General features: G+C 67.1%; 21 protein-coding genes. 13 read left to right on the top strand and 8 right to left on the bottom strand.

The annotated features are described in order from the left end of the window. Window positions 1-4: 4 nt before the first annotated feature. Entirely contained in the window at window positions 5-784 is a 780-nt protein-coding gene (gene ppk2, locus IPG63_12080; protein MBK6727985.1) for a polyphosphate kinase 2, read from the top strand. Here ppk2 and IPG63_12075 read toward each other — a convergent pair whose 3' ends face one another. From IPG63_12075 to IPG63_12065, 3 genes are read right to left on the bottom strand one after another with little or no spacing between them, the layout of a single operon-like run. Beyond that, window positions 785-2,734 carry a hypothetical protein gene (locus IPG63_12075; GenBank protein ID MBK6727984.1) on the bottom strand — a complete coding sequence of 650 codons (1,950 nt, stop codon included), beginning with the start codon at window positions 2,732-2,734 and terminating at the stop codon, window positions 785-787. A gap of 4 nt (window positions 2,735-2,738) precedes the next feature. Further along, window positions 2,739-3,008, bottom strand: coding sequence for an acylphosphatase (locus IPG63_12070; GenBank protein MBK6727983.1), 270 nt, complete (start codon window positions 3,006-3,008; stop codon window positions 2,739-2,741). Next, window positions 3,008-3,487: a TlpA family protein disulfide reductase gene (locus tag IPG63_12065; GenBank protein ID MBK6727982.1), complete on the bottom strand. Its 480-nt coding sequence runs from the start codon at window positions 3,485-3,487 to the stop codon at window positions 3,008-3,010. Before IPG63_12065 ends, IPG63_12070 begins: the two co-directional genes overlap by 1 nt. A gap of 143 nt (window positions 3,488-3,630) precedes the next feature. On the opposite strand from IPG63_12065, the gene IPG63_12060 reads away from it, so the two are divergent. From IPG63_12060 to IPG63_12040, 5 genes are all read left to right on the top strand, one after another. Further along, window positions 3,631-3,969 (top strand): DUF2069 domain-containing protein, encoded by a 339-nt coding sequence (locus tag IPG63_12060; GenBank protein MBK6727981.1) that lies wholly within the window; start codon window positions 3,631-3,633, stop codon window positions 3,967-3,969. A gap of 92 nt (window positions 3,970-4,061) precedes the next feature. Continuing rightward, a complete protein-coding gene (locus tag IPG63_12055; GenBank protein ID MBK6727980.1) occupies window positions 4,062-5,738 on the top strand; it encodes an acyl-CoA dehydrogenase family protein in 1,677 nt (558 codons plus the stop codon). 13 nt (window positions 5,739-5,751) lie between these two features. After that, the gene (locus tag IPG63_12050; protein MBK6727979.1) at window positions 5,752-6,237 is read left to right on the top strand and encodes an asparaginase; all 486 of its coding nucleotides are present in this window, start codon (window positions 5,752-5,754) and stop codon (window positions 6,235-6,237) included. 122 nt (window positions 6,238-6,359) lie between these two features. After that, window positions 6,360-7,673 (top strand): ammonium transporter, encoded by a 1,314-nt coding sequence (locus tag IPG63_12045; GenBank protein ID MBK6727978.1) that lies wholly within the window; start codon window positions 6,360-6,362, stop codon window positions 7,671-7,673. A 14-nt stretch (window positions 7,674-7,687) separates the two neighbouring features. Next, entirely contained in the window at window positions 7,688-8,026 is a 339-nt protein-coding gene (locus IPG63_12040) for a P-II family nitrogen regulator (protein MBK6727977.1), read from the top strand. A gap of 2 nt (window positions 8,027-8,028) precedes the next feature. Here IPG63_12040 and IPG63_12035 read toward each other — a convergent pair whose 3' ends face one another. Next, window positions 8,029-8,511: a YajQ family cyclic di-GMP-binding protein gene (locus IPG63_12035; protein ID MBK6727976.1), complete on the bottom strand. Its 483-nt coding sequence runs from the start codon at window positions 8,509-8,511 to the stop codon at window positions 8,029-8,031. Between the two features lie 65 nt (window positions 8,512-8,576). Further along, on the bottom strand, window positions 8,577-8,966 hold the full coding sequence (locus tag IPG63_12030; protein MBK6727975.1) for a hypothetical protein: 390 nt from the start codon (window positions 8,964-8,966) through the stop codon (window positions 8,577-8,579). Window positions 8,967-9,108: 142 nt separating this feature from the next. On the opposite strand from IPG63_12030, the gene IPG63_12025 reads away from it, so the two are divergent. From IPG63_12025 to IPG63_12000, 6 genes are all read left to right on the top strand, one after another. Next, window positions 9,109-11,532: an EAL domain-containing protein gene (locus IPG63_12025; GenBank protein ID MBK6727974.1), complete on the top strand. Its 2,424-nt coding sequence runs from the start codon at window positions 9,109-9,111 to the stop codon at window positions 11,530-11,532. A gap of 49 nt (window positions 11,533-11,581) precedes the next feature. Continuing rightward, window positions 11,582-12,070: an 8-oxo-dGTP diphosphatase gene (locus IPG63_12020; protein MBK6727973.1), complete on the top strand. Its 489-nt coding sequence runs from the start codon at window positions 11,582-11,584 to the stop codon at window positions 12,068-12,070. Window positions 12,071-12,119: 49 nt separating this feature from the next. Next, window positions 12,120-12,563, top strand: coding sequence for a thioredoxin TrxC (gene trxC, locus IPG63_12015; protein MBK6727972.1), 444 nt, complete (start codon window positions 12,120-12,122; stop codon window positions 12,561-12,563). A gap of 68 nt (window positions 12,564-12,631) precedes the next feature. Continuing rightward, entirely contained in the window at window positions 12,632-13,552 is a 921-nt protein-coding gene (locus IPG63_12010) for a peptidylprolyl isomerase (protein MBK6727971.1), read from the top strand. Further along, on the top strand, window positions 13,549-14,151 hold the full coding sequence (locus IPG63_12005) for a class I SAM-dependent methyltransferase (protein ID MBK6727970.1): 603 nt from the start codon (window positions 13,549-13,551) through the stop codon (window positions 14,149-14,151). Before IPG63_12010 ends, IPG63_12005 begins: the two co-directional genes overlap by 4 nt. Before the next feature lie 55 nt (window positions 14,152-14,206). Continuing rightward, window positions 14,207-14,746 carry a carbohydrate binding domain-containing protein gene (locus IPG63_12000; protein ID MBK6727969.1) on the top strand — a complete coding sequence of 180 codons (540 nt, stop codon included), beginning with the start codon at window positions 14,207-14,209 and terminating at the stop codon, window positions 14,744-14,746. A gap of 9 nt (window positions 14,747-14,755) precedes the next feature. Here the strand turns inward: IPG63_12000 and IPG63_11995 are convergent, their stop codons facing one another. Both IPG63_11995 and IPG63_11990 read right to left on the bottom strand, forming a co-directional pair. Further along, entirely contained in the window at window positions 14,756-17,821 is a 3,066-nt protein-coding gene (locus tag IPG63_11995) for an efflux RND transporter permease subunit (GenBank protein MBK6727968.1), read from the bottom strand. 1 nt (window position 17,822) lies between these two features. Then, on the bottom strand, window positions 17,823-18,896 hold the full coding sequence (locus tag IPG63_11990) for an efflux RND transporter periplasmic adaptor subunit (protein MBK6727967.1): 1,074 nt from the start codon (window positions 18,894-18,896) through the stop codon (window positions 17,823-17,825). Between the two features lie 183 nt (window positions 18,897-19,079). On the opposite strand from IPG63_11990, the gene IPG63_11985 reads away from it, so the two are divergent. Next, complete coding sequence (locus IPG63_11985) at window positions 19,080-20,960, top strand: ATP-binding cassette domain-containing protein (GenBank protein MBK6727966.1); 1,881 nt, start codon at window positions 19,080-19,082, stop codon at window positions 20,958-20,960. A 47-nt stretch (window positions 20,961-21,007) separates the two neighbouring features. Here the strand turns inward: IPG63_11985 and IPG63_11980 are convergent, their stop codons facing one another. Then, window positions 21,008-22,774: a M14 family metallopeptidase gene (locus IPG63_11980; protein MBK6727965.1), complete on the bottom strand. Its 1,767-nt coding sequence runs from the start codon at window positions 22,772-22,774 to the stop codon at window positions 21,008-21,010. Window positions 22,775-22,779 lie beyond the last annotated feature (5 nt).

Below are 22,779 nucleotides of genomic sequence, written 5' to 3'. Positions count from 1 at the left end.
GCCCATGGCCCGGATGAAGAAGAAGGAATACCTGGAACTGCTGCAGCCGCTCCAGGTACACCTGTGCGAGATGCAGCGTTGGGTGCAAGGCACCGGGCAGCGCGTGGTCGTGGTGTTCGAGGGCCGCGATACCGCCGGCAAGGGTGGCGCCATCAGCGCCATCGCGCAGGTGCTGAACCCGCGCGGCTGCCGCATCGTCGCACTGCCCAAGCCAAGCGAGCGCGAACGCAGCCAGTGGTACTTCCAGCGCTATGTCGAGCACCTGCCTGCTGCCGGAGAAATCGTGCTGTTCGATCGCAGCTGGTACAACCGCGGCGGCGTCGAGCGCGTCATGGGCTTCTGCAACGATGCCGAATACAAGCGCTGGCTGGCGCAGGCGCCGGTGTTCGAGAAGATGCTGGTCGACGATGGCATCCTGCTGTTCAAGTACTGGTTCGCTGTGGACCAGGAAGAACAGGAGCAACGCTTCGCGGAACGCGTCGAGGATCCGGTCAAGCGCTGGAAGATTTCGCCGATCGACCTCGCCGCGCGCGACAAGTACGACGACTACACCGCCGCCCGCGATGCCTTCTTCAAGCCCACCCACACTCGCCACACGCCGTGGTTCGTGGTCGATGCCAACGACCAGAAGCGCGCGCGCCTGAACATGATCGGACACCTGCTCGAGCAGCTGCCGGACCAGAAAGTCGCGCCGGAGCCGCTGCAACTGCCCCCACTGAAGCGCAAGCGCCTGGGCAAGGACATCATCGGCGCCAAGGCCAGCATGGTGCGGGCGAAGTTCTGATCAGTCGCAGCGCGACTGCGAAAGTCGCTGCAAGGGCATGTCCTGGCGCTGGAAGGCAAGCGACGCATCGGCACCACCCAGTTCGAAGCTGGCGCGCAATTCGGGCGCTCCGCACCAGCCCCCGATACGCAGGCGCAGTTCGCCCAGCGCCTGCGCCCGCGGCGACGCATCCGCGCAATCGCGGCAAGCGAGCGAGTAATCGTGCATGGTCAGGGTGGCGCCACCGATGCCGTTGGCTCCTGCGCCCATGGCCCAGCGCGGCCAGCCTGCGTCGTCGTGGAAGTAGAGCATCGCCGAGATCAGCCCGCGTCCGCTGGCGCCGGAACTGAGCACGCTCAGGCCCCAACCGGAATCGCCACTGCCCCCGTACCAGACGCCGTTCACGTCCTGATCCGGCACGCCCGCGGGCAGCGCCACCGGCTCAATGCACCAACGCTCCGCGCGTCCCGCATGCTGCACCGACAAAAGCGCGAGCTGGGCCGCAGCGGCTTGGCGTGCGCGGCAAACCGGGTGACTGGCGTCGACCGAGAAATCGACGCGGATGCTGCCGGCGTGGGCACGGTCGGCCTTGGGTGCCGACAGCGCCGGATCGCGCCGCATCAGCTGCAGTCCATCGATGGTGGTGGCGAATTGCCCGCGCTCGATGCGCCCGCTCGCGAGATACCAGCGCGACGCGCCGGCTGCGTCGTAGGTTGCGAACACGGCACTGTGGCCACCCGCCACCGGCTGCAGGTCGAGCGCGTGACCGGGATGGCTCGGATCCCACCACAGGCCGCGGCGCGGATGCACCGGCTGCAACTCGATGCGCAGCAGACGGCTGCCGCGCGCATCCGCCTCCGCCATCCGCGCCCACCATGCGTGCCCGTGGTCGCGTGCATCCGGCGACGCCATGAGCGCCTCGACCGCACGCGTGTCGCCCAGATCAAGCAATCCGTAGTTGCCATCGCCATGGCGCAGCAGCAGCACGCTGTGCGCGCCCGACACCGCGGACCGATGCGCCGGAATCGCCAGCACTTCGCCCCCGGTCTCGGGATGCAGCAACGGCACGGCCGCGGCGACATCGACGTCAAGTAAAGATCCGGCGTCGCCGTAGATCGCATTGAGCGCGGCGTTCGCGTCGAATTCGAGCTCCGCACTCAAGCCGTGACGACGCAGCAGCCGCGCCTGCGCGTCGACGAGCAACTCAGTCACGCTGCCATCGAGATCGAAAACCTGCGCCCCGGCGCTGCCCGCCGATGCACGCTTCGCCCGCAACTGCTGCGCGCGCTCCGACAATGCCGATTCGAGCGCGGCACTGTGTGGCCCGGCGTAGGCGCGCACCAAGGCGTCCTCGAAACGGCGCGCACGCACGATCTCGAGCGTCGCCAACCAGTCGGGCAGCAACGCCTCGTTGGCCAGGTCGGCGCTCTCTGCCAGCGGCAACAGCCAGACCGCAGCACCCGCGGCGCGCGCGCGGCCCGCCAGTGCAAAGGCCGACTGACGCGAAAGCGCATCGCCGGCTTCGTAACCGAGCAGCAGTGCCGGCCATTCTGCCGAGACCGGCAACTGCGGCCACTCGATCTCGCCATCGATTCGCAGGACCAGACCGCGCAACCGTACTGCGGTCGCCGGCGCCTGCTCCAACTGCAGCGCCAGCACGACTGCGGCACGCGCCTTGGCACCGGCGGCCATCAACACCAGATGGGAACGGTCAACCTGAGCGTTGCCAGCCAGCACGCGCTCCAGCGCACCCTGGCTCGGCGTCTGCTCGCGCCAGTTCAGGTACCACCAGCCTCGCGCACGCAACTGCGTCGACCCCACTGCCGTTGCGTCCTCGCTGGCGTCGATCCGGATCACGCCCGGACGCATGCCGGGCAGATCCGGCACCAGCCACTGGGCCTCGGCACGCACCGCAATCGGTACGACCGCCGTCAGCAGCAAAATCCAGGCGATGTGCGCGCGGCGCAACATGCGCTCAGCCAGTCACGAATTCGCGGAAACTCGACGCGCCGTTCAGTTCCTCGCGCCGGACCTCGGCGACGCTCGCGGCGGGCGGGCCTTGCCAGAGCCAACGCTCCAGTTCCGCGAGCGCGTTGCCGGTGCCCACCGCGGTCACTTCGACCGAGCCGTCGTCGAGGTTGCGCGCGCTGCCGACCAGCCCGAGCGCGATCGCGTGGTCGCGCGTCGAGGCGCGGTAGTAGACGCCCTGCACGCGCCCGCGAACGATGAAACGCGCTGCGGCCATCAGCGTTTCTCCTGCGCGATTCGGCGCGCCAGGTCGGCACTGGTGATGGGGCCGAGGTATTTCTCCGCGACCAAGCCATCGGGAGCGATCAACCAACTCGTCGGCAGTCCACGCGGCACCTCGAATCCTGCGGGTGGCGCGAAGACATCCACCAGCGCAATCGGATATGCGGCCGGATGTTCCTTGAGGAATGCGCGCAGGTCGGCGACCTCGATTTCCTCGAACGCAAGCCCGATCACGACCACGTCGTCGCGCTGCACATCGAACTCGGAAAAATCCGGGATCTCCTTCAGGCAGGGCGCGCACCAGGTCGCCCAGAAGTTGACCAGCACCCACTTGCCGCGTTGCTTGGCAAGATCGAACTCGCCGTGATCGAGCGTGGTCACTACCAGCGACGGCGCCTTCTCCGCGACGGCGGATTCGGCGCCGTTCACCGCGGCGGCGAACAACAACGCCAGGACCAGAATCCAGGATTTCATGGGCACTCCCTGCGCAAACCGCTACGATGCGACGAAATCTACCGACAGCCGCGTGAACCGATGGTTCCGCCACCGCAAGTCGCGTTGTTTTCGCGCAACAGGCCATGACCGAACTCGCCAATTCCCAACCTCGGCCCCAGTCAATGCGCCGCACCGCCGGGGGCGACACACTGCCTCTGCTGGCGCTGTGCGCGCAGGCGCTGCTGCAGATTTTCTGGCATGGGCTGCTGCATCCACCGCGGCCCCTCCCGGTAGCACTGGTACTCGGGGTCGCATTGCTGCCGCTGCTGGCGTTGCTCCCGGCCGCATGGCACAGCCGCCGCCGCGCGCTGCTGGTGGGCGGCATCGTGTCGCTGCTTTATTTCAGTCATGGCGTGATGGAGTACTGGTCGAACCCGCCGCTGCGCGCCCTCGCGAGCGCCGAAATCGTGTTCGCCCTGCTCGCGATTTTCGGACTGCGCAAGACTCGCCGGCCGGGCTGATGCTGCGCGCCCTCGCTTGTCGATCCCGCGGCCAGCGGCTAAGTTCACGGCGCTGCACGGGAAGCAGTGGCGCCTGAGCGTCCGGGAGAAACATGGGTTTCATACAGACCGCGCCGATGCTGGCCAACACCTATCTCGACGACCGCGTGCTGCGCTCGTGGCTGCGCCGCGTATTGCCACCACAGGTGCTCGCCGAGCACGAGGCACGACTCGGCGAGTTCGGCGAACTGGTGGCGCACGAGTGGTATCCACGCCAACTCGCGGAACGTCATCTCGAGCCGCGACACGTTCCTTTCGATGCGTTCGGCCAACGTGTCGACCAGATCGAACTCAGCCCGTTCTGGCGGGAGGCGCCAGCGATCGCTGCACAGTGGGGCCTGGTCGCGCTCGGCCACGACGAATGGCTCGCCGAGCACGGCCGGCCGCTGCAGTTCGCGTTCAATTACCTGTTCCATCCGTCGAGCGAACTATTCACCTGCCCGCTGGCGATGAGCGATGGCGCCCTGCGTGCACTCGCCGACAGCGACAACAAGGCGCTGATCGAGCGCGCCACGCCGCACCTGCTGAGCCGCGATCCGAAGCAGTTCTGGATCAGTGGGCAGTGGATGACCGAAACCAGCGGCGGCTCCGACGTCAGCGGCACCGAGACCATCGCGCGCCAGGACGAACGCGGGCGCTGGCGCCTGTCCGGACGCAAGTGGTTTGCCTCGGCAATCCACAGCGACATGGCGCTGCTGCTGGCCCGACCCGAGAAGAATCCGATCGGAGCCGACGGCCTGGCGCTGTTCTACATCGAGCCGCGCAAGTCCGACGGGCGCCTGCGCAACATCAGCATCGACCGCCTCAAGGACAAGCTCGGCACACGCAAGCTGCCGACCGCGGAGATCCAGCTCGAGAACACGCCTGCGGAACTGGTCGGCGACAGCCGCCACGGCGTGCGTGCGATCGCGCCGATGCTGAATGTCACGCGCCTGTGGAACTCGGTGTGCGCAGTCGCTGCGATGCGCCGCGGCCTGACCCTGGCGCGCGACTATGCAACCCGGCGCGTGGTGTTCGGGCAGCCGCTGATCGACCAACCGCTGCACCAGGAAACCCTGGCCGACCTGCAGACCGAGTTCGAGGCGCACTTCCACCTCACCTTCTACGCCGTCGAACTCACCGGCCGCGTCGAGAACGGCCAGCACGACGACGCCAGCGTGCACCTGCTGCGGCTGCTCACGCCGATCATCAAGCTCGCCACCGGCAAGGCCGCAGTGGCCGCGCTCAGCGAGATCATCGAAGCTTTCGGTGGCGCCGGCTATTGCGAAGACACCGGCCTCCCGGGCCTGCTGCGCGACACCCAAGTGCTGCCGATCTGGGAAGGCACGACCAATGTGCTCGCGCTGGATGTGGTCAAGGCGCTGAAACAGATCGGCGGCCTGCAGCACTGGCTGACCGCGATCCGCGCACTGACCGCGCAGGTCTCGCAACCGGAACTGGAGGGCGTGGTGAAACAGGTGCGCGAGACCGCCACCGCAGTCGCCGAATGGATCCAGAAGCGCTCGCGCAGCAAGGACGAACTGCCCGCCGGCGCGCGCGGACTGGCGCTGACCATGGGCCGCACGCTCGCTCTGGCCCTGCTGGCGCAGCATGCGGAATGGAGCTTCCGCAACGAACACGATCCGCGCACGCTGCATGCGGCGCGACGCTTCGCGCGCCTCGGCTGCAACCGGCTCGCCGATACCGTCGCGATCGAGGCGCGCACGCTGTCCAGCGACATCTACGCCTGAAGGACCCGATCCCATGGATTACCTGACCATCGTCACCACCGGTGGCACGATCGACAAGATCTACTTCGACGACAAGTCCGACTTCCAGATTGGCGCGCCGCAGATCGGCGACATCCTGAGCGCGCTCGGGGTCGGCTTCCGTTTCCTGGTGATCCCGCTGCTGCGCAAGGACAGCCTGCACATCAGCGACGACGACCGCGACCTGGTCGCGCGCACGATCGAAGCACAACCCGGTCGGCACGTACTGGTGACTCATGGCACCGACACCATGGTCGAGACCGCACGCGTGCTGACGCGCATCACGGGCAAGGTGATCGTCATGACCGGTGCGCTGAATCCAGCGCGTTTCCAGGGTTCGGACGCGGTGTTCAACATCGGTTGCGCGGTCGGCGCGGTGCAGACGCTCGGCGATGGCGTCTATGTCGCCATGAACGGCCGCATCTGGGACCCGCTCAAGGTCCGCAAGAACCGCGACGCCAACCGCTTCGAGTCGGTGTGACCGCGGCGGGCGGGCGATCATGCTGCCCCGCATCAGGGGTCTTCGACTAGAACATTGAAGATTCGAGCAACCGCTCAAGTTGCACTGCAACATTGTCGGGGCGCCCCCAGCGGAGAAGCGCCATGCCCCGAATGCTCTCGGTCCCCCTGCTGTTTGCCTTGCTCGGCCTGCCCACCCTGACCGCTGCCGCACCGCCGACGCTGAATTCCGGCGACACCGCCTGGATGATCGTGGCCACTGCGCTGGTGCTGTTGATGACCATTCCCGGGCTGGCGCTGTTCTATGCCGGCATGGTGCGCGCCAAGAATGTGCTCTCGGTGCTGATGCAGTGCTTCGCGATCACCGGACTGATCACCGTGCTGTGGGTGCTGTATGGCTACAGCCTGGTGTTCGACACCACCGGCATGGCCAAGGGCGCGCTCAACCTGCACAGTTTCATCGGCGGCTTCGGCAAGGCCATGCTCGACGGCATCACCACCGACAGCCTGAGCTATGCCATCCCCGAAAGCGTGTTCGTGACCTTCCAGATGACCTTCGCGATCATCACCCCGGCGCTGATCGTCGGCGCCTTCGCCGAACGCATGAAGTTCTCGGCGCTGCTGCTGTTCATGGCGTTGTGGTTCACCTTCGCCTACGCGCCGGTTGCCCACATGGTCTGGGGCGGCGACGGCGCGCTGCTGTGGGACTGGGGCGTCCTCGACTTCGCCGGCGGCACCGTGGTGCACATCAATGCCGGCGTCGCCGGACTGGTGGCCGCACTCGTGCTCGGCAAGCGTCGCGGCTACCCGAACACGGCGATGCCGCCACACAATCTCGGCTTCACCCTGGTCGGCGCCAGTCTGCTTTGGGTTGGCTGGTTCGGTTTCAACGCCGGCAGCGCGGTCGCGGCGAATGGCACCGCCGGCATGGCCATGCTCGTCACCCACATCGCGAGCGCGGCCGCAGCGCTGGCCTGGATGACCATCGAGTGGCTGACGCATCGCAAGCCGAGCGTGCTCGGCATCGCCTCGGGCGCGGTCGCCGGGCTGGTCGCGATCACTCCCGCCGCCGGCACCGCCGGGCCGGTGGGTGCGCTCTGGATCGGCCTGGCCGCCGGCGCGGTCTGCTTCTTCACTGCGACCGGGGTCAAGCGTCGCTTTGGCTATGACGATTCGCTCGACGTGTTCGGCGTGCATGCGGTCGGTGGCATCGTCGGCGCACTGCTCACCGGCGTGTTCGCAGCGCCGGCACTCGGCGGCTTCGGCACCGTCGAGAGCATCGGCATGCAGTTGTGGATCCAGTTCAAGGGCGTCGCCTTCACCCTGGTCTATTCGAGCATCGTCACCTGGCTGCTGCTGAAACTGGTCGACAAGACCGTCGGCCTGCGCGTCGACGCCGAAGCCGAGACCGAAGGCCTCGACCTGGCGCTGCACAACGAACGCGGCTACATCATCTGAACCGGAGCACCGACATGAAAATGGTCACCGCCATCATCAAGCCCTTCAAGCTCGACGACGTGCGCGAAGCACTGAGCGAGGTCGATGTCACCGGCGTCACGGTTTCCGAGGTGAAGGGCTTCGGCCGCCAGAAGGGCCATACCGAGCTCTACCGCGGCGCCGAGTACGTGGTCGATTTCCTGCCCAAGATCAAGCTCGAGGTCGCGGTCACTTCCGACCAGTGCGAGCGAGTCGTCGAAGCGATCCAGAACGCCGCGAACACCGGAAAGATTGGCGACGGCAAGATCTTCGTGCACGACCTCGACCGCGTCATCCGCATTCGCACCGGCGAACTCGACGGCGACGCGCTGTAGCGCTAGTCGCGGAAGTTGTCGAACTGCAGCGGCACCTCGAACTCGCCCTTGCGCAGCAGCGCGATGGCGAGTTGCAGGTCGTCGCGCTTCTTGCTGCTGACGCGCAGCTTGTCGGCATTGATCTGCGCCTCGACCTTGAGCTTGGCTTCCTTGATCGCAGCGATGATCTTCTTCGCCACCGCCTGTTCGATGCCCTGCTTCACCGTCACTTGCTGACGCGCGCCGGCCAGGTTCACCTCCGGGTCAGCCGCGTCGAGACAGCGCGCGTCGATGTGCCGGGCGACCAGCCGCGCGCGCAGGATGTCCTGCATCTGCTGCAACTGGAACTCGCTCGGCGCCTGCACCTTGATGACCAGCTTGTCGAGTTCGAACTTCGCGTCGGTGCCCTTGAAGTCGAAGCGATTCGAGATCTCGCGGTTGGCCTGATCGACGGCATTGGTCAGTTCGTGCTTGTCGACTTCGGAAATGACATCGAACGAGGGCATGGCGGGCTCCGGCAAGGATCGAGGCACGAAGCCTACCCGAGCATCCGCGAGCGCGAAATCGCTGCTCAGCGGAGCCGGCGTGTGGTCACCACCTGCTTCTGCCGGCGCACGTAGGCGATTGCCGTCAGCAAGAGCAGTAGGGGCGCGCCCCAGTGGGACCACAGCAGCAGCCGATGCTGGAAACCGAAGGATTGACGATGCAGTGTGTACATCGCCAGTGCCGGGTTGCCCAGGAGCATGGATCGGGAGGGCGCGAACATGGCGTCGGCATGCTGCCTCGCCGCGTTCTCCAAGCCGACGCGCTCGATCAACCAGCGCCCGCCCTGCATGTAGGTCCAGGTCAGCGCGCCTTCGCGCTTGGCCGACCGTTCGGCGATCGGGCCAAGGTCGGCGACCTGGGTCAATCCGCCCCAGCCATAGAGGGCGTTGCCGAGCACCGGCAGGGTCATCAGCATCAGCCATTGGAAATTGCGCAGTTTCACCGGAATACCTGTGGATCGGGGGCCCGAGGATAAGCCCAATTCCGGCACGATTCCTGCGACGCCAACGGCAGAATTCCGCTCCGAAGGCCGCGCACCGGACTGCTAGCATCCACCCATGATGTCGCCCTCGCCCGCACCTGTCGATTCGGACCCGCCACAGCGCACGGTGGCGGCGATCTGGGCCGAGCTGGCCGAGAACTGGTCGCAGCCCCAGGCGGAGCACTTGGCCGAGCAGATCGACGCGTGGTTCGAAACTGCCGACGGCGAGCAGGTCACGCGACTCGGCGACCTGGCTGCCTATCTCGCCAGTTTCGTCGAGGCCGGACGCGAGCCGAACACCGCGCAGCGCATCCGCCTGGAAGAACTGGTCGGCCGCCTCACCGCCGCGCCGTCAACGCCGGGCGCGGGCGCCCGCGAGGTGTCCGAGCGCAGCATCACAACGCCGCCTGCCGACAACGTCACTTCGATCCAGAACGCGCTCGCCGCAGCAGTGCGCCCGCGCACGGCACGCAATGCACTGTGCCTGCTTGGCATCGGCGACCGCATGGCCCCGGGCCTGCAAGCCGCACTCACCGAACGCGGCTACGACCTGCACCATTTCGGCGATGCCATCGGCCTGCGTGAATTCCTGGTCACCACCATGCCGGGCGCGGTGCTGATGCCGGCGCCGCAGTTGCGCGCATTGCCAGCTCTGATTGCACGCTGGAAGGACGCCCCGGCGCCGCCAGCAGTCGTGGTGCTGTCGCCGGACCGCGACCTGACGCATCGCCTGCTGGCCCTGCGCGCCGGCGCTGCGGCTTTCTTCGCGGCGCCGCTCGACAGCTATCGCATCGCGGCGCGCATCGACGAACTGCTCGGCCGCCAGGACGCGCCGCCCTACCGCGTGCTGATCGTCGAGGACGACCGCGATCTGGCACTGCAATGCGGCCAGTGGATTGCCGCCGAAGGCATGACCGCGCGCATCGCGCCGCACGGCTCGGCAGCGATCACTGCACTCTCGGAGTTCCAGCCCGACGCGGTCTTGATCGACGCCACCCTGCCCGACGCACGCGGCATCGACCTGGTGCAACTGATGCGCCAGCAACCCGAGCATGCGACCCTGCCGATCGTGATGGCCGCAACCGCCGGTGATGCCACCGAGCGCTTCGACGCCATTGCCGCTGGTGCCGATGAGGTGCTGGTCAAGCCGCTCAAGGCGCGCCACGTCGTCGGCGTCATCCGCTCGCGCGTGCAACGCGCACAGTGGCTGCGCGCCCAGGCCGAGGCCGGTGCCGCACGCGACCCCAAGACCGGGCTGTATCCGCGCTCGTTGGTGATCGAGCGCATCAGCGGGCGCATCGATACCCAGGGCTCGGCCTTGCTGATGATCCAACTGGACGAGGTCGACACGCTGCGCAGCCAGATCGGCACCAGCGCCCTGGCCGCGATCGACGTCGAGATGGGCTCGCGCCTGCGCGAATTGCTGCAGAACCACGACCTGCCCTGCGGACTGCGCGATTTCTCGTGGCTGGTGCTGCTCACGCGCGAGCGTCGCGAGCTGTCGACGCAGTTGGCCGAGCGCATTCGCTTCGCGCTGGTCGAGCGCCCGTTCATGGTCGCGAACACGCCGGTCGCCGTCACCGCCAGCATCGGCCTGGTGCCACTGGACGAGGCGCCGATCGACCCCGACGGCGCGCTGCTCGCGGCAGAACGTGCCTGCAGCGAAGCGCAGGCGCGCGGCGGCAATATCGCCACCTGGTCGGCGCTGGACAGCGAGGCGCCGATCGATCCGGTACTGGCGGTGCGCGCCGTGCTCAGCCGACCGCTGGACGCGCGCAACCTGCGCGTCGAATACCGGCCTTTGGTGCCACTCAAGGGCGCCCTGCATGACCAGTTCGATTTCCAGTTCTTCCTCGGTAGCGCTGGCAACGGCGGTGCCCGTGGCAGCTACGCGCTGTGCGCGCAGGCGGCGCGCGAACTCGGCGTCGCCAGCGCGCTCGAGCGCGCGCGCTTCGAGATCGCCTTCGCGGCGCGCGAAGAAGCACGCGGCGAACGCCATGCGCTGCGTTTCCTGATGCCGGTGAGCAGCGACTGGCTGCTCGATGCCGACGAAATGGAGTGGCTGTTCGCAACCATGGAAGCACGCCAGCTCGCCGGCGGCGGCTTCACCTTCGAACTGTCCGGCGCCGAACTGCTCGACCGTCGCGAGGCGCTCAGCGCCCCGATCGCGCGCCTGCGTCAGGCCGGCGTGCGCTTTGGCCTCGGCGACTACGGCCGGGATTTCGCCGCGGTGCATGTGCTGACACAACTCCCGATCGACGTCCTGCGCATCGACATCGAACTTCTCGAATCCACCGCCTCGGCGAACAGCACCAGCCCAACCCTGATCGCACTGGTACGCAAGGCGCATCAGCTCGGCGCCGCGGTGATCGCGCCGGGCATGAACACACTCGAACACGCGCACATCTACACGCGCCTCGGCATCGACTACGGCGTCGGCAATGCCTTCGGCCCAGCGCTGACGCAACCGGAGTTCGACTTCAACCGACCGCTGTGGTGAACACGGCCTGCCGGTTCCGGGCTACGCGCGCTTCTGCGACCATGCGCCGATGCCCTACACCCCGATCCTCGCCACGCTCGGCTATGTGCTCTCGCCCGATCGCTCACGCGTGCTGCTGGTGCATCGCAACGCGCGCGCACACGACGCCCACTTCGGCAAGTACAACGGCCTCGGCGGCAAGCTCGAAGCCGACGAGGACATCGTCTCCGGAATGCGTCGCGAGCTGCGCGAGGAAGCCGGCATCGAATGTCTTGAACTGCAGCTGCGCGGCACCATCTCCTGGCCCGGATTCGGCAAGCACGGCGAAGACTGGTTCGGGTTCGTGTTCCTGATCACCGCGTTCGACGGCGAAGTGCCCGCGCGCAATGCCGAGGGCGATCTCGAATGGATTGCGCTCGAGCGCATCCTCGAACTGCCGCTGTGGGAGGGCGACCGCCACTTCCTGTCACTGGTGTTCGATGCCGACCCGCGCTCAATCCACGGGGTGATGCCGTATCTCGACGGCCGTCTGGTGTCGTGGTCGGTGACGCGCGCCTGACGCTTGAATCGCGGTCGAGGCAGCCGCATCTCGTCGCCAGAGGTGAATCATGTCCGACACCAGCCTGCACATCGTCTGCCCGCATTGCGATGCGGTGAACCGCGTGCCCACGGCGCGCCTCGGCAATGCGCCGGACTGCGGCCGCTGTCACCAGCCCTTGTTCGTCGGCGCACCGCGAGCGGTCGATGGCGCGCAGTTGACGCAGCACCTGCAACGCGACGAACTGCCGGTCGTGGTCGATTTCTGGGCGCCCTGGTGCGGGCCCTGCCGCCAGTTCGCGCCGACCTACTCCGAGGCTGCGCGTCGACTGGAGCCGCGACTGCGCCTGCTCAAGATCGACACCGAGGCGCATCCGCAGGCGGCGGCGCCGTTTGCCATCCGCAGCATCCCGACGCTCGCGGTATTCGCCGGCGGTCGCGAGCTCGGGCGCGTCTCCGGTGCACTTTCGCTGCCGCAGTTGTTGCAATGGATGGCGCAGCACACCAGCGGCTGATGCGCACCCTTGCATTGGCGCCGCCGCATCCGGGCGGCTAGGCTCTGGTCTCCGCATCCGGAGGCCCCATGTCGCGATTCGTTCTGCCCCTGCTCGCCGTTGCCGCATTCACCGCCGCGGCCGCCGACACCCCTGCCTATCGCACCGTGAACGAGATCGTTGCCGCGTCCGCCGCCGAAGACTGGCGTACCCCGGACCCTGAGAACACGCTGTACCTGGAACTGGACAGTGGTCGCGTCGTCTTCGAATTGGCACCGTGGCTGGCACCGAAACATGCGACCAACATTCGCGCCCTGATCCGCGAACGCTACTTCGATGGCCTTGCGATTGTGCGCTCGCAAGACAACTACGTCGTCCAGTGGGGCGATCCAGACGCCGACGACGCTGCCAAGGCGCGGCCCCTCAAGAAGGCCTCGGCCACCCTTGATGCCGAGTTCACCATGCCCTGGCAAGACGGCATGGCGTTCACGCGCATTCCCGACGACGACGGCTATGCGCCCGTGGTCGGGGTGTCGGATGGCTTCTGGGTCGGCCGCGATCCGAAGTCGAATGAGGTCTGGCTGACGCACTGTTACGGCAGTCTCGGCGTCGCCCGCGGCAATGAATCCGACTCCGGCAACGGTGCGCAACTGTACGTCGTGACCGGACACGCGCCGCGACATCTGGACCGCAACATCGCCCTGATCGGACGCGTGCTGTCCGGCATCGATCTGCTCAGCACGCTGCCCCGCGGTCCGGCGCCGATGGGCTTCTACGAGAAGGCCGAGCAGCGCGTGCCGATCCGCTCGATGCAAGTCGCCGCCGACGTGCCGGCGGCGAGCCGAACTGCGTTGCAGGTGTTGCGCACCGACACCGCCACCTTCAGCGAGATTGTCGAGGCCAAGCGTAACCGCCGCGACCCCTGGACCAAGTTGGCGTCCGGCCATATTGAATTGTGCAACGTGCCGTTGCCGGTACGCACCACGCCCGCCGCACCGGGCAAGCCGTGAGCAAGCGCTACGACCAGGACTACTTCGACCGCTGGTACCGCGACCCGCGCCATCGCGTGAAATCGCCGCTGGTGCTCGAACGCAAGGTTGCGATGACGGTGGCCATGGCCGAGTACTACCTCGGCCATCCGCTGCGCTCGGTGATCGACATCGGCTGTGGCGAGGCGCCGTGGCGCGGTTTTCTCAAGCTGCTACGCCCGAAGCTGCACTACCTCGGGCTCGACAACAGCGAATACGTCGTCGACCGCTACGGGCTCGCGCGCGACATCCGCCTGTGTCGCTTCGGCGATCTGGAGCATCAGCGATTCGACCGTGAGTTCGACCTGCTGCTCTGCTCCGATGTCATGCACTACCTGCCAACCAAGGAACTGCTGCGGGGTCTGACCGGTTTCTCCGAACTGTGCCCGGGCGGTTTCGCCTTCCTGGAGCTGATGTGCCGCGGCGATGAGTTCGTTGGCGACCGCGAAGGCTTCATCGCACGCCCGGCGAAGTTCTACCGCAAGGCTTTCGCCGACGCCGGCTTCAGCGCCTGTGGCTCGCACGGCTACCTGAGCCGTCTGCTGCGCGAGGAAGCCAGCGCACTGGAACTGATCGGCTGATCGCGCCGAACTTCCTGGACCGATAGAATTCGCGGTCTTGAACCGGAGCCCCGCCATGAAAACCGTTCTCACCATCGCCCTGCTCGCCGTCGCTGTCACGGCGGTCGCGAAACCCGAGTCGCTGCTGCGCAACGGCAGCTTCGAAACCGCGAATGCCAAGGGCAAGCCGGAGGGCTGGAACTTCCAGCAGCATGCCGGGGTGCGTGCCTACGATTTCACGCTCGACGACCTCGCCTTCGAGGGCAAGCACAGCTTGCGCCTGACGCGACTGCAGAAGCAGGTCTGGGGCAAGGTCGTCCAGAACATCCCGGCCAACGACTTGATCGGCAAGACGGTCGAGTTCAGCGTGCGGGCGCGCGGCGAAGCGGTCGGCAAGCGCGGCTTCAGCGTCGGACTCGGCGGTTTCGCCGGCTCGACCATGTTGCAGCACGTGAAGTCGGAACGCGTAACCGGAACCAGCGACTGGCGCAAGTACACGCTGCGCATCGAAGTTCCCGAAGGCAGCAGCCAGGTAATGGTCGGGGTCACGCTCGATGACAAGGGCACGGTCTGGATCGACGACGCGCGCCTGCGCGTCGTCAAATCGAAGTCCTGAGATCGGACCTCAGTCCGCTGCCACCGGCAGCGGACGACGCCGACCCAGCCGCGCGGCCAGGTCGTCGACCACGGTGTAGGCCGCCGGCACCACGATCAGGCTGAGCAGGGTCGAGGTCACCAGGCCGCCGATCACCGCGATCGCCATCGGCGCGCGGAAACTCGAGTCGGCGCTCAGCCCGAACATGATCGGGGCCATGCCCGCAGTCATCGCGATGGTCGTCATCAGCACCGGTTGCGCGCGCTTGCGGCAGGCGTCGATCAGCGCATCGTGCTGGCTCATGCCGTGTTCGTCCTCTGCCATGACCGCGTAGTCGACCAGCAGGATCGAGTTCTTGGTGGCGATGCCGATCAGCATCAGCAGACCGATCAAGGCCGGCAGCGACAGGTAGTTCTGGGTCAGCAACAGCATGCCAAAGGCACCGCCCGCGCACAGTGGCACCGCAGTCAGAATGGTCAACGGCTGCAGCGCGCTGTTGAACAGCAGCATCAGCACCATGTAGATGCACACCAGGCCTGCAGCCATCGCCATCAGGAAACCGACGAACAATTCCACGAACACTTCGGCGTCACCGGTGTTGAGAAAGCTCACGCCAGGCGGCAACTGCGCCACGCTCGGCAACTGCTCGACCTCGGCCATGACCTCGCCCAGCGGGCGACCGTTCAACTCTGCGGTCAGGGTGACATTGCGGCTGCGCTGGTAGCGATCGATCTGCGCCGGGCCGCTGTCGAGGCGGATGTCGGCAACTGCGGACAGCGGTACCGGCCCGTTCTGGCCGGGCACGCGCAGGTCGGAGATCAGCGACTCGCTGGCGAGCGCGGCCCGCTTCACGCCAACGCGGATCGGCACCTGGCGATCGGGCAGGTTCAACTTCGCCAGTCGTTGCTCGAAATCGCCGGCCGTCGCGATGCGCGCAGCCTCGGCGATATCGGCGGTGGCAACACCGAGGTCGGCGGCCCGCGCCGGGTCCGGCACGATCACGATTTCCGGGCGCAGCAACGCCGCGGTCGAGGTAACGCTGCCGAGACCGGGCAAGGTGCGCAGATCGCGTTCCAGCGCCGCTGCAGCTTCCGCCAGGGTGTTGCCGTCATCGCCCGAAAGCACCAGCTGCATCAACTCGCCCGGCTCAGTGCTGAGGAAGCTGATGCGCGCGCCGGCGATGTCGGCGACGCGCTTGCGCACTTCGGCCTCCAACTCTTTCTGACTGCGGCCGCGATCGCCGGCCGGACCCCAGTCGAGGATCAGCGTCGCCTTGCGCGTCTCGCCGATGCCGGTCTTGGTCGGATCACCGATGTCGAGCACCGCACCGATCGAGGAATACACCTGCTTCAGTTCCGCGATCGGCGCCAGTCGGGCGCGCGCCGACTCGGCGACCTCGAACGTCTCCTCGATCCGAGTCCCTGGCGGCAGTTCGATGCTGAGGTTGCTGCGCCCAAGGTCCGAGGTCGGAATGAAGGTCGTGGGAATGAATGGCACGATCGCCAGCGACAACAGGAACAGCAGCGCCGCAATCACCAGCGTACGCCAGCGGTGGCGCAGCGCGGCATCGACCCAACCCAGATACCAGACCATGACCCGGCCATCATGCTCGTGCACCGGCTTGGCGCGCATCTGGTACGCCGCCATCATCGGTGTCAGCAGCCGCGCCACCAGCAGCGAGAACAGCACCGCGGTCGCCGCGGTCCAGCCGAACTCGCGGAAGAACTTGCCGGCGATGCCGGGCATGAACGCGACCGGCACGAACACCGCCGCCAGCGTCAGCGAGGTCGCGATCACCGCGATGCCGATTTCATCCGCCGCCTCGCGCGCCGCGTCGATCGGCTTCTTGCCCATGCGCAGGTGACGCACGATGTTCTCGACCTCGACGATGGCATCGTCAACGAGGATACCGACCACGACCGACAGGGCGAGCAGCGTGATCAGGTTCAGGCTGAAGCCGATCCAGTGCATCACCGCAAAGGTCGGGATGATCGACAGCGGCAGCGCCACCGCACTGACCCAGGTCGCACGCCAGTCGCGCAGGAACAGGAACACCACCACCAGTGCAAGCAGGGCGCCTTCCCCCAACATGGTCATGGACGATGAATAGGAGCGCTCGGCTTCCTCGACCGCCGAGTTCACCAACACGAACGTCACGCCGGCATGTGCCTGCTGCAACTGCTCCAGCGCCGCACGCACCTGCTTGGCGACATCGACCTCGCTGCTGCCGCGCGATCGCGTCAGGTCGAAACCGATCACCGGTTTGCCATCGAGCAGGGCGATCTGGCTGGTCTCGGCGGCAGCGTCGCGAATCGTCGCGATGCTGTCGAGCCGCAGCGAACGCCCATCCGGCAGGCTGATCGAGTAGCCGCGCAGCGCATCGACGTCGGCGACGGTGCCGACGGTGCGCACCACCTGGCGTTCACCGGCCCATTCCATGTGGCCGCCGGGGCGCTCGACCTGAATGCGCGCCAGTTGCTGCGACACCTGCCCGGCGGTGATGCCGAACGCATTCAGCGCCTGAGGGTCGAGATCGATGCGAATTTCGCGCTCGATGCCACCGACACGCTTGACCGTGGCGATGCCCTTGATGCCGTACATGGCCTTGGTCACGACGCGATCGACGAACCACGAGAGTTCGTCGGCCGGCATGCGCTGCGACTCGACTGCGTAAGTCAGCAGCGTGCCGCCGACGATTTCGATCTTGGCCACCACCGGCTCCTCGATATCGACCGGCAGGTCCATGCGGATGCGGCTGATGGCGTCGCGCACGTCGTCGAGCGCCACCTGCAGATCGACTTCCAGCTGGAACTCGATGGTCGTGGTGGAGACGCCCTCGTTCACGCTCGACATCACGCGCTTGACGCCGTTCAACGTCGCCACCGCGTCCTCGACCTTGCGCGTGACCTCGGCTTCGAGCTGGCTCGGCGCTGCGCCGGGCAGCTGGATGGTGGTCGCGACCATCGGGAAACTGATGTCGGGGAAGCGCGAGATCGGCAACTGGATGAAGCCGTAAATGCCGGCGACACAGAGCACGAAGAAGATCATCAGCGCCGGCAGCGGTCGCCGGATCGCCCATGCCGAGACGTTGAACATGTCAGCCTCCGTTGCTCACGCGCACGCGGTCGCCATCGGACAGGAAGGCGCCGCCGCGGCTGACCACACGCTCGCCCGCCTGCAGTCCGGAGCGCACCTCGACGCGCTCGCCGTCGATGCGGCCGGGCTCGACGCGACGGCGCTCGACCCGGTCCTGGCCCTTCAGCGTGAACACGTAGGCGTAACCGTCACGACGCACCAGCGCGGCAATCGGAACGGTCAGCGCTTCGACCTCACCGAGCAGGATGCGGCCCTGCGCGAACATGCCGGCGCGCAGCTTGCCGGGCGCGGGCAAATCGGCATGGACGGTGCCGGTGCGGGTTCCGGGATCCAGCGCCGGAGACACCGCGCGCACACGCCCGGACACCAGCGCACCCTCGCGGTCGCGCACCTCGACCACGTCACCGACGCTGACCGCGATCAGATCGGCCTCGCTCAGTTCGGCACGCCATTCCAGGCGACCATCGCGGATCAGAGTGAGCAACTGCGCGCCGCCCATCACCACTGCGCCCGGTTCGGCACTGCGAGTGGCGATGACGCCGGCATGCGGTGCGCGCAGGGTCGCGAAATCGCGGCGCAGCCTGGCCGCGTCGGACTGCGCCGCGGTGGTTTCCGCACGTGCCGTGGCCTGCACCAGCGCCGCCCGCAGCTGGTCGTGGTCGGCAACACTGATCAGCTTCTGTGACCGCAAGGCATCGCCGCGATCCAGCTGGGTGCGCGCCAGCAACACTCCGGCACGCGCTTCGTCCAGTGCCGCGGTCGCCACCTGCAGCTCGCTCTCCAGCGTGCGCGCATCGAGCGTGACCAGCACGTCGCCGCGCTGCACGCGATCGCCAACCTCGACCTTGATCTCGGCAATGCGCAGGCCGCTCAGCTCGACGCCCAGCTGCATCTCCTGCCACGGCGCCACCGCGCCGGACACGCTGACCGAACGCGTCATCGGCGCCATCACCACCTGCGACAACTGCACCGCCAGCGCGGCGCTGCCGGTGGGCGCCGACTGGTTCTTTGCATCCTCGCTCTTGCCGCCGCAGGCAGACAGGGCCAGCACGGCGGCCAAGCCGGCCGCAGCCACGATCAATCGACGTTTCATGTTGCTATCCAATGCACGAAGGAAAGCGTGTGCGGTCCCAACAGCGCCAGCGTGCAGCGTCGCCGATTGAGCCCGCATATCGACTGCCCATGATAACGTGCGCGGCTGTCTGGACCCGCCGTGACTTTCGTCACGGACGCGGCCACTACCGACCCCGGAACACCCATGCCCCTGCTGCAACTGCTCAAGGTCGACCTCGCGGTCGGCGGTCCGAAACTGCTCGATGGCGTCGATTTCGCCATCGACCCGCGCGAACGCATCTGCATCGTCGGCCGCAACGGCATGGGCAAGTCGACCCTGCTGCGCCTGATCGCCGGCGAGATCCGCCCCGACGATGGCGAGGTCCGCCTCAGCGACGGCGTACGCATCGCCACCCTCGACCAGGAAGTGCCGCGCGGACTCGAAGGCGATGTCTTCGACGTGGTCGCTGCAGCGCTCGGCGACATCGGCCGCATGGTCGCCGAGTTCCATCACCTGATCGAACACGGCGACACCGTCAGCCAGCGCTTCGCCGACGTGCAGGCGGCGATCGATGCACGCGGCGGCTGGGACCTGGATCAGCGCGTCAGCCGCATCATCGAGCGCCTGGATCTGCCCGGCACCGCGCTGTTCTCGTCGCTCTCCGGCGGCATGAAACGGCGCGTGCTGATGGCGCGTGCGCTGGTGGTCGAGCCGGACATCCTGCTGCTCGACGAACCGACCAACCACCTCGACCTCGAAGCCATCGACGCGCTCGAACAACTGCTGCTGAACTTCTCCGGCACGGTCGTGTTCGTGACCCACGATCGTCGCTTCCTGCGCGCGCTGGCCACGCGCATCGTCGAGATCGATCGCGGCCAACTGACCAGCTGGCCCGGCGACTACGACAACTACCTGCGTCGGCGCGAAGAGCGGCTGCATGCGGAGGCACAGGCGAACGCGCATTTCGACCGCCGGCTTGCCGAGGAAGAGGTCTGGATCCGCCAAGGCATCAAGGCGCGCCGCACCCGCAACGAAGGCCGCGTGCGCGAGCTCGAAGGCATGCGTCGCGAACGCGCCCAGCGTCGCGAACAGATGGGCAAGGTCAACCTCGCAGTCAGCCAGGCGGCGCCCTCCGGCAAGCGCGTGGTCGAGACCCGCGACCTGCGCTTCACCTTTGGCGATCGCGTGCTGGTCGATGGACTGACGACGATGATCCAGCGCGGCGACCGCATCGGCATCATCGGCCCCAACGGCGTCGGCAAGACCACGCTGATCCGCCTGCTGCTCGGCGACCTGCAACCGAGCTCGGGCGAAATGGTGCTCGGCAGCAATCTCGAAGTGGCCTACTTCGACCAGCACCGCATGGCACTGAACGAGAACCAGAACGCGCTCGACAACGTCGCCGGCGGTTCCGACAGCGTCGAGATCAACGGCCAGCGCAAGCACATCATCGGCTACATGCAGGATTTCCTGTTCACCCCGGAGCGCGCGCGCGCGCCGATCACCAAGCTCTCCGGCGGTGAACGCAACCGCCTGCTGCTGGCCAAGCTGTTCGCACGCCCGGCCAACGTGATCGTGCTCGACGAGCCAACCAACGACCTCGACATCGAGACCCTGGAATTGCTGGAGGAACTGCTCGCGACCTGGCCCGGCACGCTGCTGCTGGTGTCGCATGACCGAGATTTCCTCGACGCGGTGGTGACCAGCACGCTCGTTTTCGAGGGCGACGGTCGCGTGCAGGAATACATCGGCGGCTACAACGACTGGCTGCGCCAACGTGCCACAGCGGACGCCGCCGCCACCAAGACGCCACCGACCGAACCCGAGGCCGCCAGAACTGCGGCGCCCGCCGCCGAGCCACCGGCGAAGAAGCGGCTCAGCTTCAAGGAGCAACGCGAACTGGCCGAACTGCCGGCGCGCATCGAACAACTGGAAGCCGAACTTGCCGCGCTCGATGCGCGCATGCTGGAGCCGACCTTCTACCAGCAACCGGCAACTGCGATCACCGCCGCGAACTCCGAGCGCGCCGAGAAGCAGGCGACGCTGGATGCGGCGTATACGCGGTGGCAGGAACTGGATGCATAGCGGATCGCGCGCTGGCGGATGAGCGCATCGCGCCGTGGCCGGCGCTCCTACATGGGGCTTTTCGTTGGAGCGTCCGCGAGGGCGCGATAGGCCGCCCGATCCAGCCGCAACACCGGATACAGACCGAGGTCGGGTTCGCGCCATCGGGAGCGGAGGTAGAACCAGTTCAGGCGCGCGTAGGGGTTCTTGGCGAACTCGGGGTCGGCGGCGAGCTTGGCCTCGAACTCGGCCTTGAGCTTCGGGTCTGCGGCCATGAGATCGCGCGCGAGCTGTTCGGCGACGCGGCCATCGGCGTATTCGCGCTGCTCGAACACGATGTTGAAATCGCCCCAGCGCAGTGCCGAGTCCGGCGCATCCGGCTCCAGGACGTGCAGCACGACATTGGCCAGCGGCTGGTCCATCGGCACCAGACAGTCGCCGGCGCGAAGCCCCATCTCGCGCATTTCGCGGCGGTGCTCGAAGGCGGTGATGGTGACGCGGCCCTCGAACGATGCATTCGCGAATTGCGGCTTCGACAACAGCGAAACCTCGGCGTCGACGCGCGCGTCCTGGCCGATGCGCTGCAGCCGCACGCCATGCACGCGCAGGCGTTCGATCAGCGCGCTCCACTGCTGCGGGATCACGTAGGCCGCAGCCGGCTTGAGCGCCTGCGCGATCTTGACCTCGCGATAGAACGGCACGTTGAAGGTCTTCGGCTTGCCCGGGTCGTAACGGATCCACGGACCGCCGCTGATCTCGCTTTGTGTGATCGTCCACTCGTAGCCGCGAAACGCAAAGTCCTCAGCGATGCCGGCGTTTTCAACCTGGATCGGAACGCTGGCAGCGCCATCCGTGGCGCGCGCAACGGTGTCGGCATCGACCTGCCGCGTCGCCGCGCGCAACTCGCCCGGATGCGCGGCGATGTCATCGAGGATCGCCGCGATCACGTCGTAGGTAGCGCGTACCCGCACCGGATACGACTTCAGCATGTGCGTCTCCAGCAGCAGACCGACGCGCCCGCGCGCGACCGCATAGCCGGTGGAATAGCGCGGACTGGCGCCGAAATTGGTGAACCCCTTGAGCGGATCGACGGGATCGTTCAACTCGATGTAGGGCGCGACCAGGTGCCCGCGCTTTTCCAGCCGAGCCTGCACGCGACCGGCCAGCGCCTGCTCCTGCCACGCGCGCAGCCGCGGATGCTGGACCACGGTGTCGTCCATCGACCAGGTCAGGTCGTACTGGTAGTCGGCGCCATTGGTGGTGTGGCTGTCGATCAGGATGTCCGGGTTCACTTCGTTGATCAGCGCCAGCAGCGCACGCATCTCCGGCGCATCGGCCTTGAGGTAATCGCGATTGAGGTTCAGGCGCTGGCCGGTGCCGCGCCAGCCCATCTCGACCGGCCCGTTCTGGTTGATGCGGTTGAACTTCGACGACCGTTCGTGGCCATCGAGATTCAGGATCGGCACGAACACCAGGGTCGCGTGCGCCAGCCAGCGGCGCGAGCGGCGCGTGTCATCGGCAATCTCCGCCAGCAGCATCAGCCCGGCGTCCTTGCCCTCGATCTCGCCGGCGTGGATACCGGCCTGCACGAACACGACCTCGCGATCCGGCCTCGCCTCGCCCGCGACGACCACGATCAGCTTGCGCCCCTGCGGCGTGGTGCCGAACTCGCGCACGTTGATGCGCTCACTGGCGACGTCGAGCCGGTCGATGAAGGCGTAGGTCGTCGCCGCATCGGGCGTGCGCAGCAAGTCGGCGGCCTCGGCGGGCGTCTGCAGGCGTTTGCCCTGCGCACCGGCGGCGGCGAGCAGGAGCAGGATCGGGATCAGACGCATCGGCG

This window comes from Lysobacterales bacterium (genome assembly GCA_016703225.1).
GTDB lineage: Bacteria > Pseudomonadota > Gammaproteobacteria > Xanthomonadales > Ahniellaceae > JADKHK01.
Note: the sequence above shows the minus strand (reverse complement) of the source record. Positions and strands in the feature narration are given on the sequence as shown.

Coding starts and splice junctions, on each gene's coding strand:
- ppk2 (MBK6727985.1), top strand. CDS start 5: ATGGCCCGGATGAAGAAGAAGGAATACCTGGAACTGCTGCAGCCGCTC.
- IPG63_12075 (MBK6727984.1), bottom strand. CDS start 2,734: ATGTTGCGCCGCGCGCACATCGCCTGGATTTTGCTGCTGACGGCGGTC.
- IPG63_12070 (MBK6727983.1), bottom strand. CDS start 3,008: ATGGCCGCAGCGCGTTTCATCGTTCGCGGGCGCGTGCAGGGCGTCTAC.
- IPG63_12065 (MBK6727982.1), bottom strand. CDS start 3,487: ATGAAATCCTGGATTCTGGTCCTGGCGTTGTTGTTCGCCGCCGCGGTG.
- IPG63_12060 (MBK6727981.1), top strand. CDS start 3,631: ATGCGCCGCACCGCCGGGGGCGACACACTGCCTCTGCTGGCGCTGTGC.
- IPG63_12055 (MBK6727980.1), top strand. CDS start 4,062: ATGGGTTTCATACAGACCGCGCCGATGCTGGCCAACACCTATCTCGAC.
- IPG63_12050 (MBK6727979.1), top strand. CDS start 5,752: ATGGATTACCTGACCATCGTCACCACCGGTGGCACGATCGACAAGATC.
- IPG63_12045 (MBK6727978.1), top strand. CDS start 6,360: ATGCCCCGAATGCTCTCGGTCCCCCTGCTGTTTGCCTTGCTCGGCCTG.
- IPG63_12040 (MBK6727977.1), top strand. CDS start 7,688: ATGAAAATGGTCACCGCCATCATCAAGCCCTTCAAGCTCGACGACGTG.
- IPG63_12035 (MBK6727976.1), bottom strand. CDS start 8,511: ATGCCCTCGTTCGATGTCATTTCCGAAGTCGACAAGCACGAACTGACC.
- IPG63_12030 (MBK6727975.1), bottom strand. CDS start 8,966: ATGCTGATGACCCTGCCGGTGCTCGGCAACGCCCTCTATGGCTGGGGC.
- IPG63_12025 (MBK6727974.1), top strand. CDS start 9,109: ATGATGTCGCCCTCGCCCGCACCTGTCGATTCGGACCCGCCACAGCGC.
- IPG63_12020 (MBK6727973.1), top strand. CDS start 11,582: ATGCCCTACACCCCGATCCTCGCCACGCTCGGCTATGTGCTCTCGCCC.
- trxC (MBK6727972.1), top strand. CDS start 12,120: ATGTCCGACACCAGCCTGCACATCGTCTGCCCGCATTGCGATGCGGTG.
- IPG63_12010 (MBK6727971.1), top strand. CDS start 12,632: ATGTCGCGATTCGTTCTGCCCCTGCTCGCCGTTGCCGCATTCACCGCC.
- IPG63_12000 (MBK6727969.1), top strand. CDS start 14,207: ATGAAAACCGTTCTCACCATCGCCCTGCTCGCCGTCGCTGTCACGGCG.
- IPG63_11995 (MBK6727968.1), bottom strand. CDS start 17,821: ATGTTCAACGTCTCGGCATGGGCGATCCGGCGACCGCTGCCGGCGCTG.
- IPG63_11985 (MBK6727966.1), top strand. CDS start 19,080: ATGCCCCTGCTGCAACTGCTCAAGGTCGACCTCGCGGTCGGCGGTCCG.
- IPG63_11980 (MBK6727965.1), bottom strand. CDS start 22,774: ATGCGTCTGATCCCGATCCTGCTCCTGCTCGCCGCCGCCGGTGCGCAG.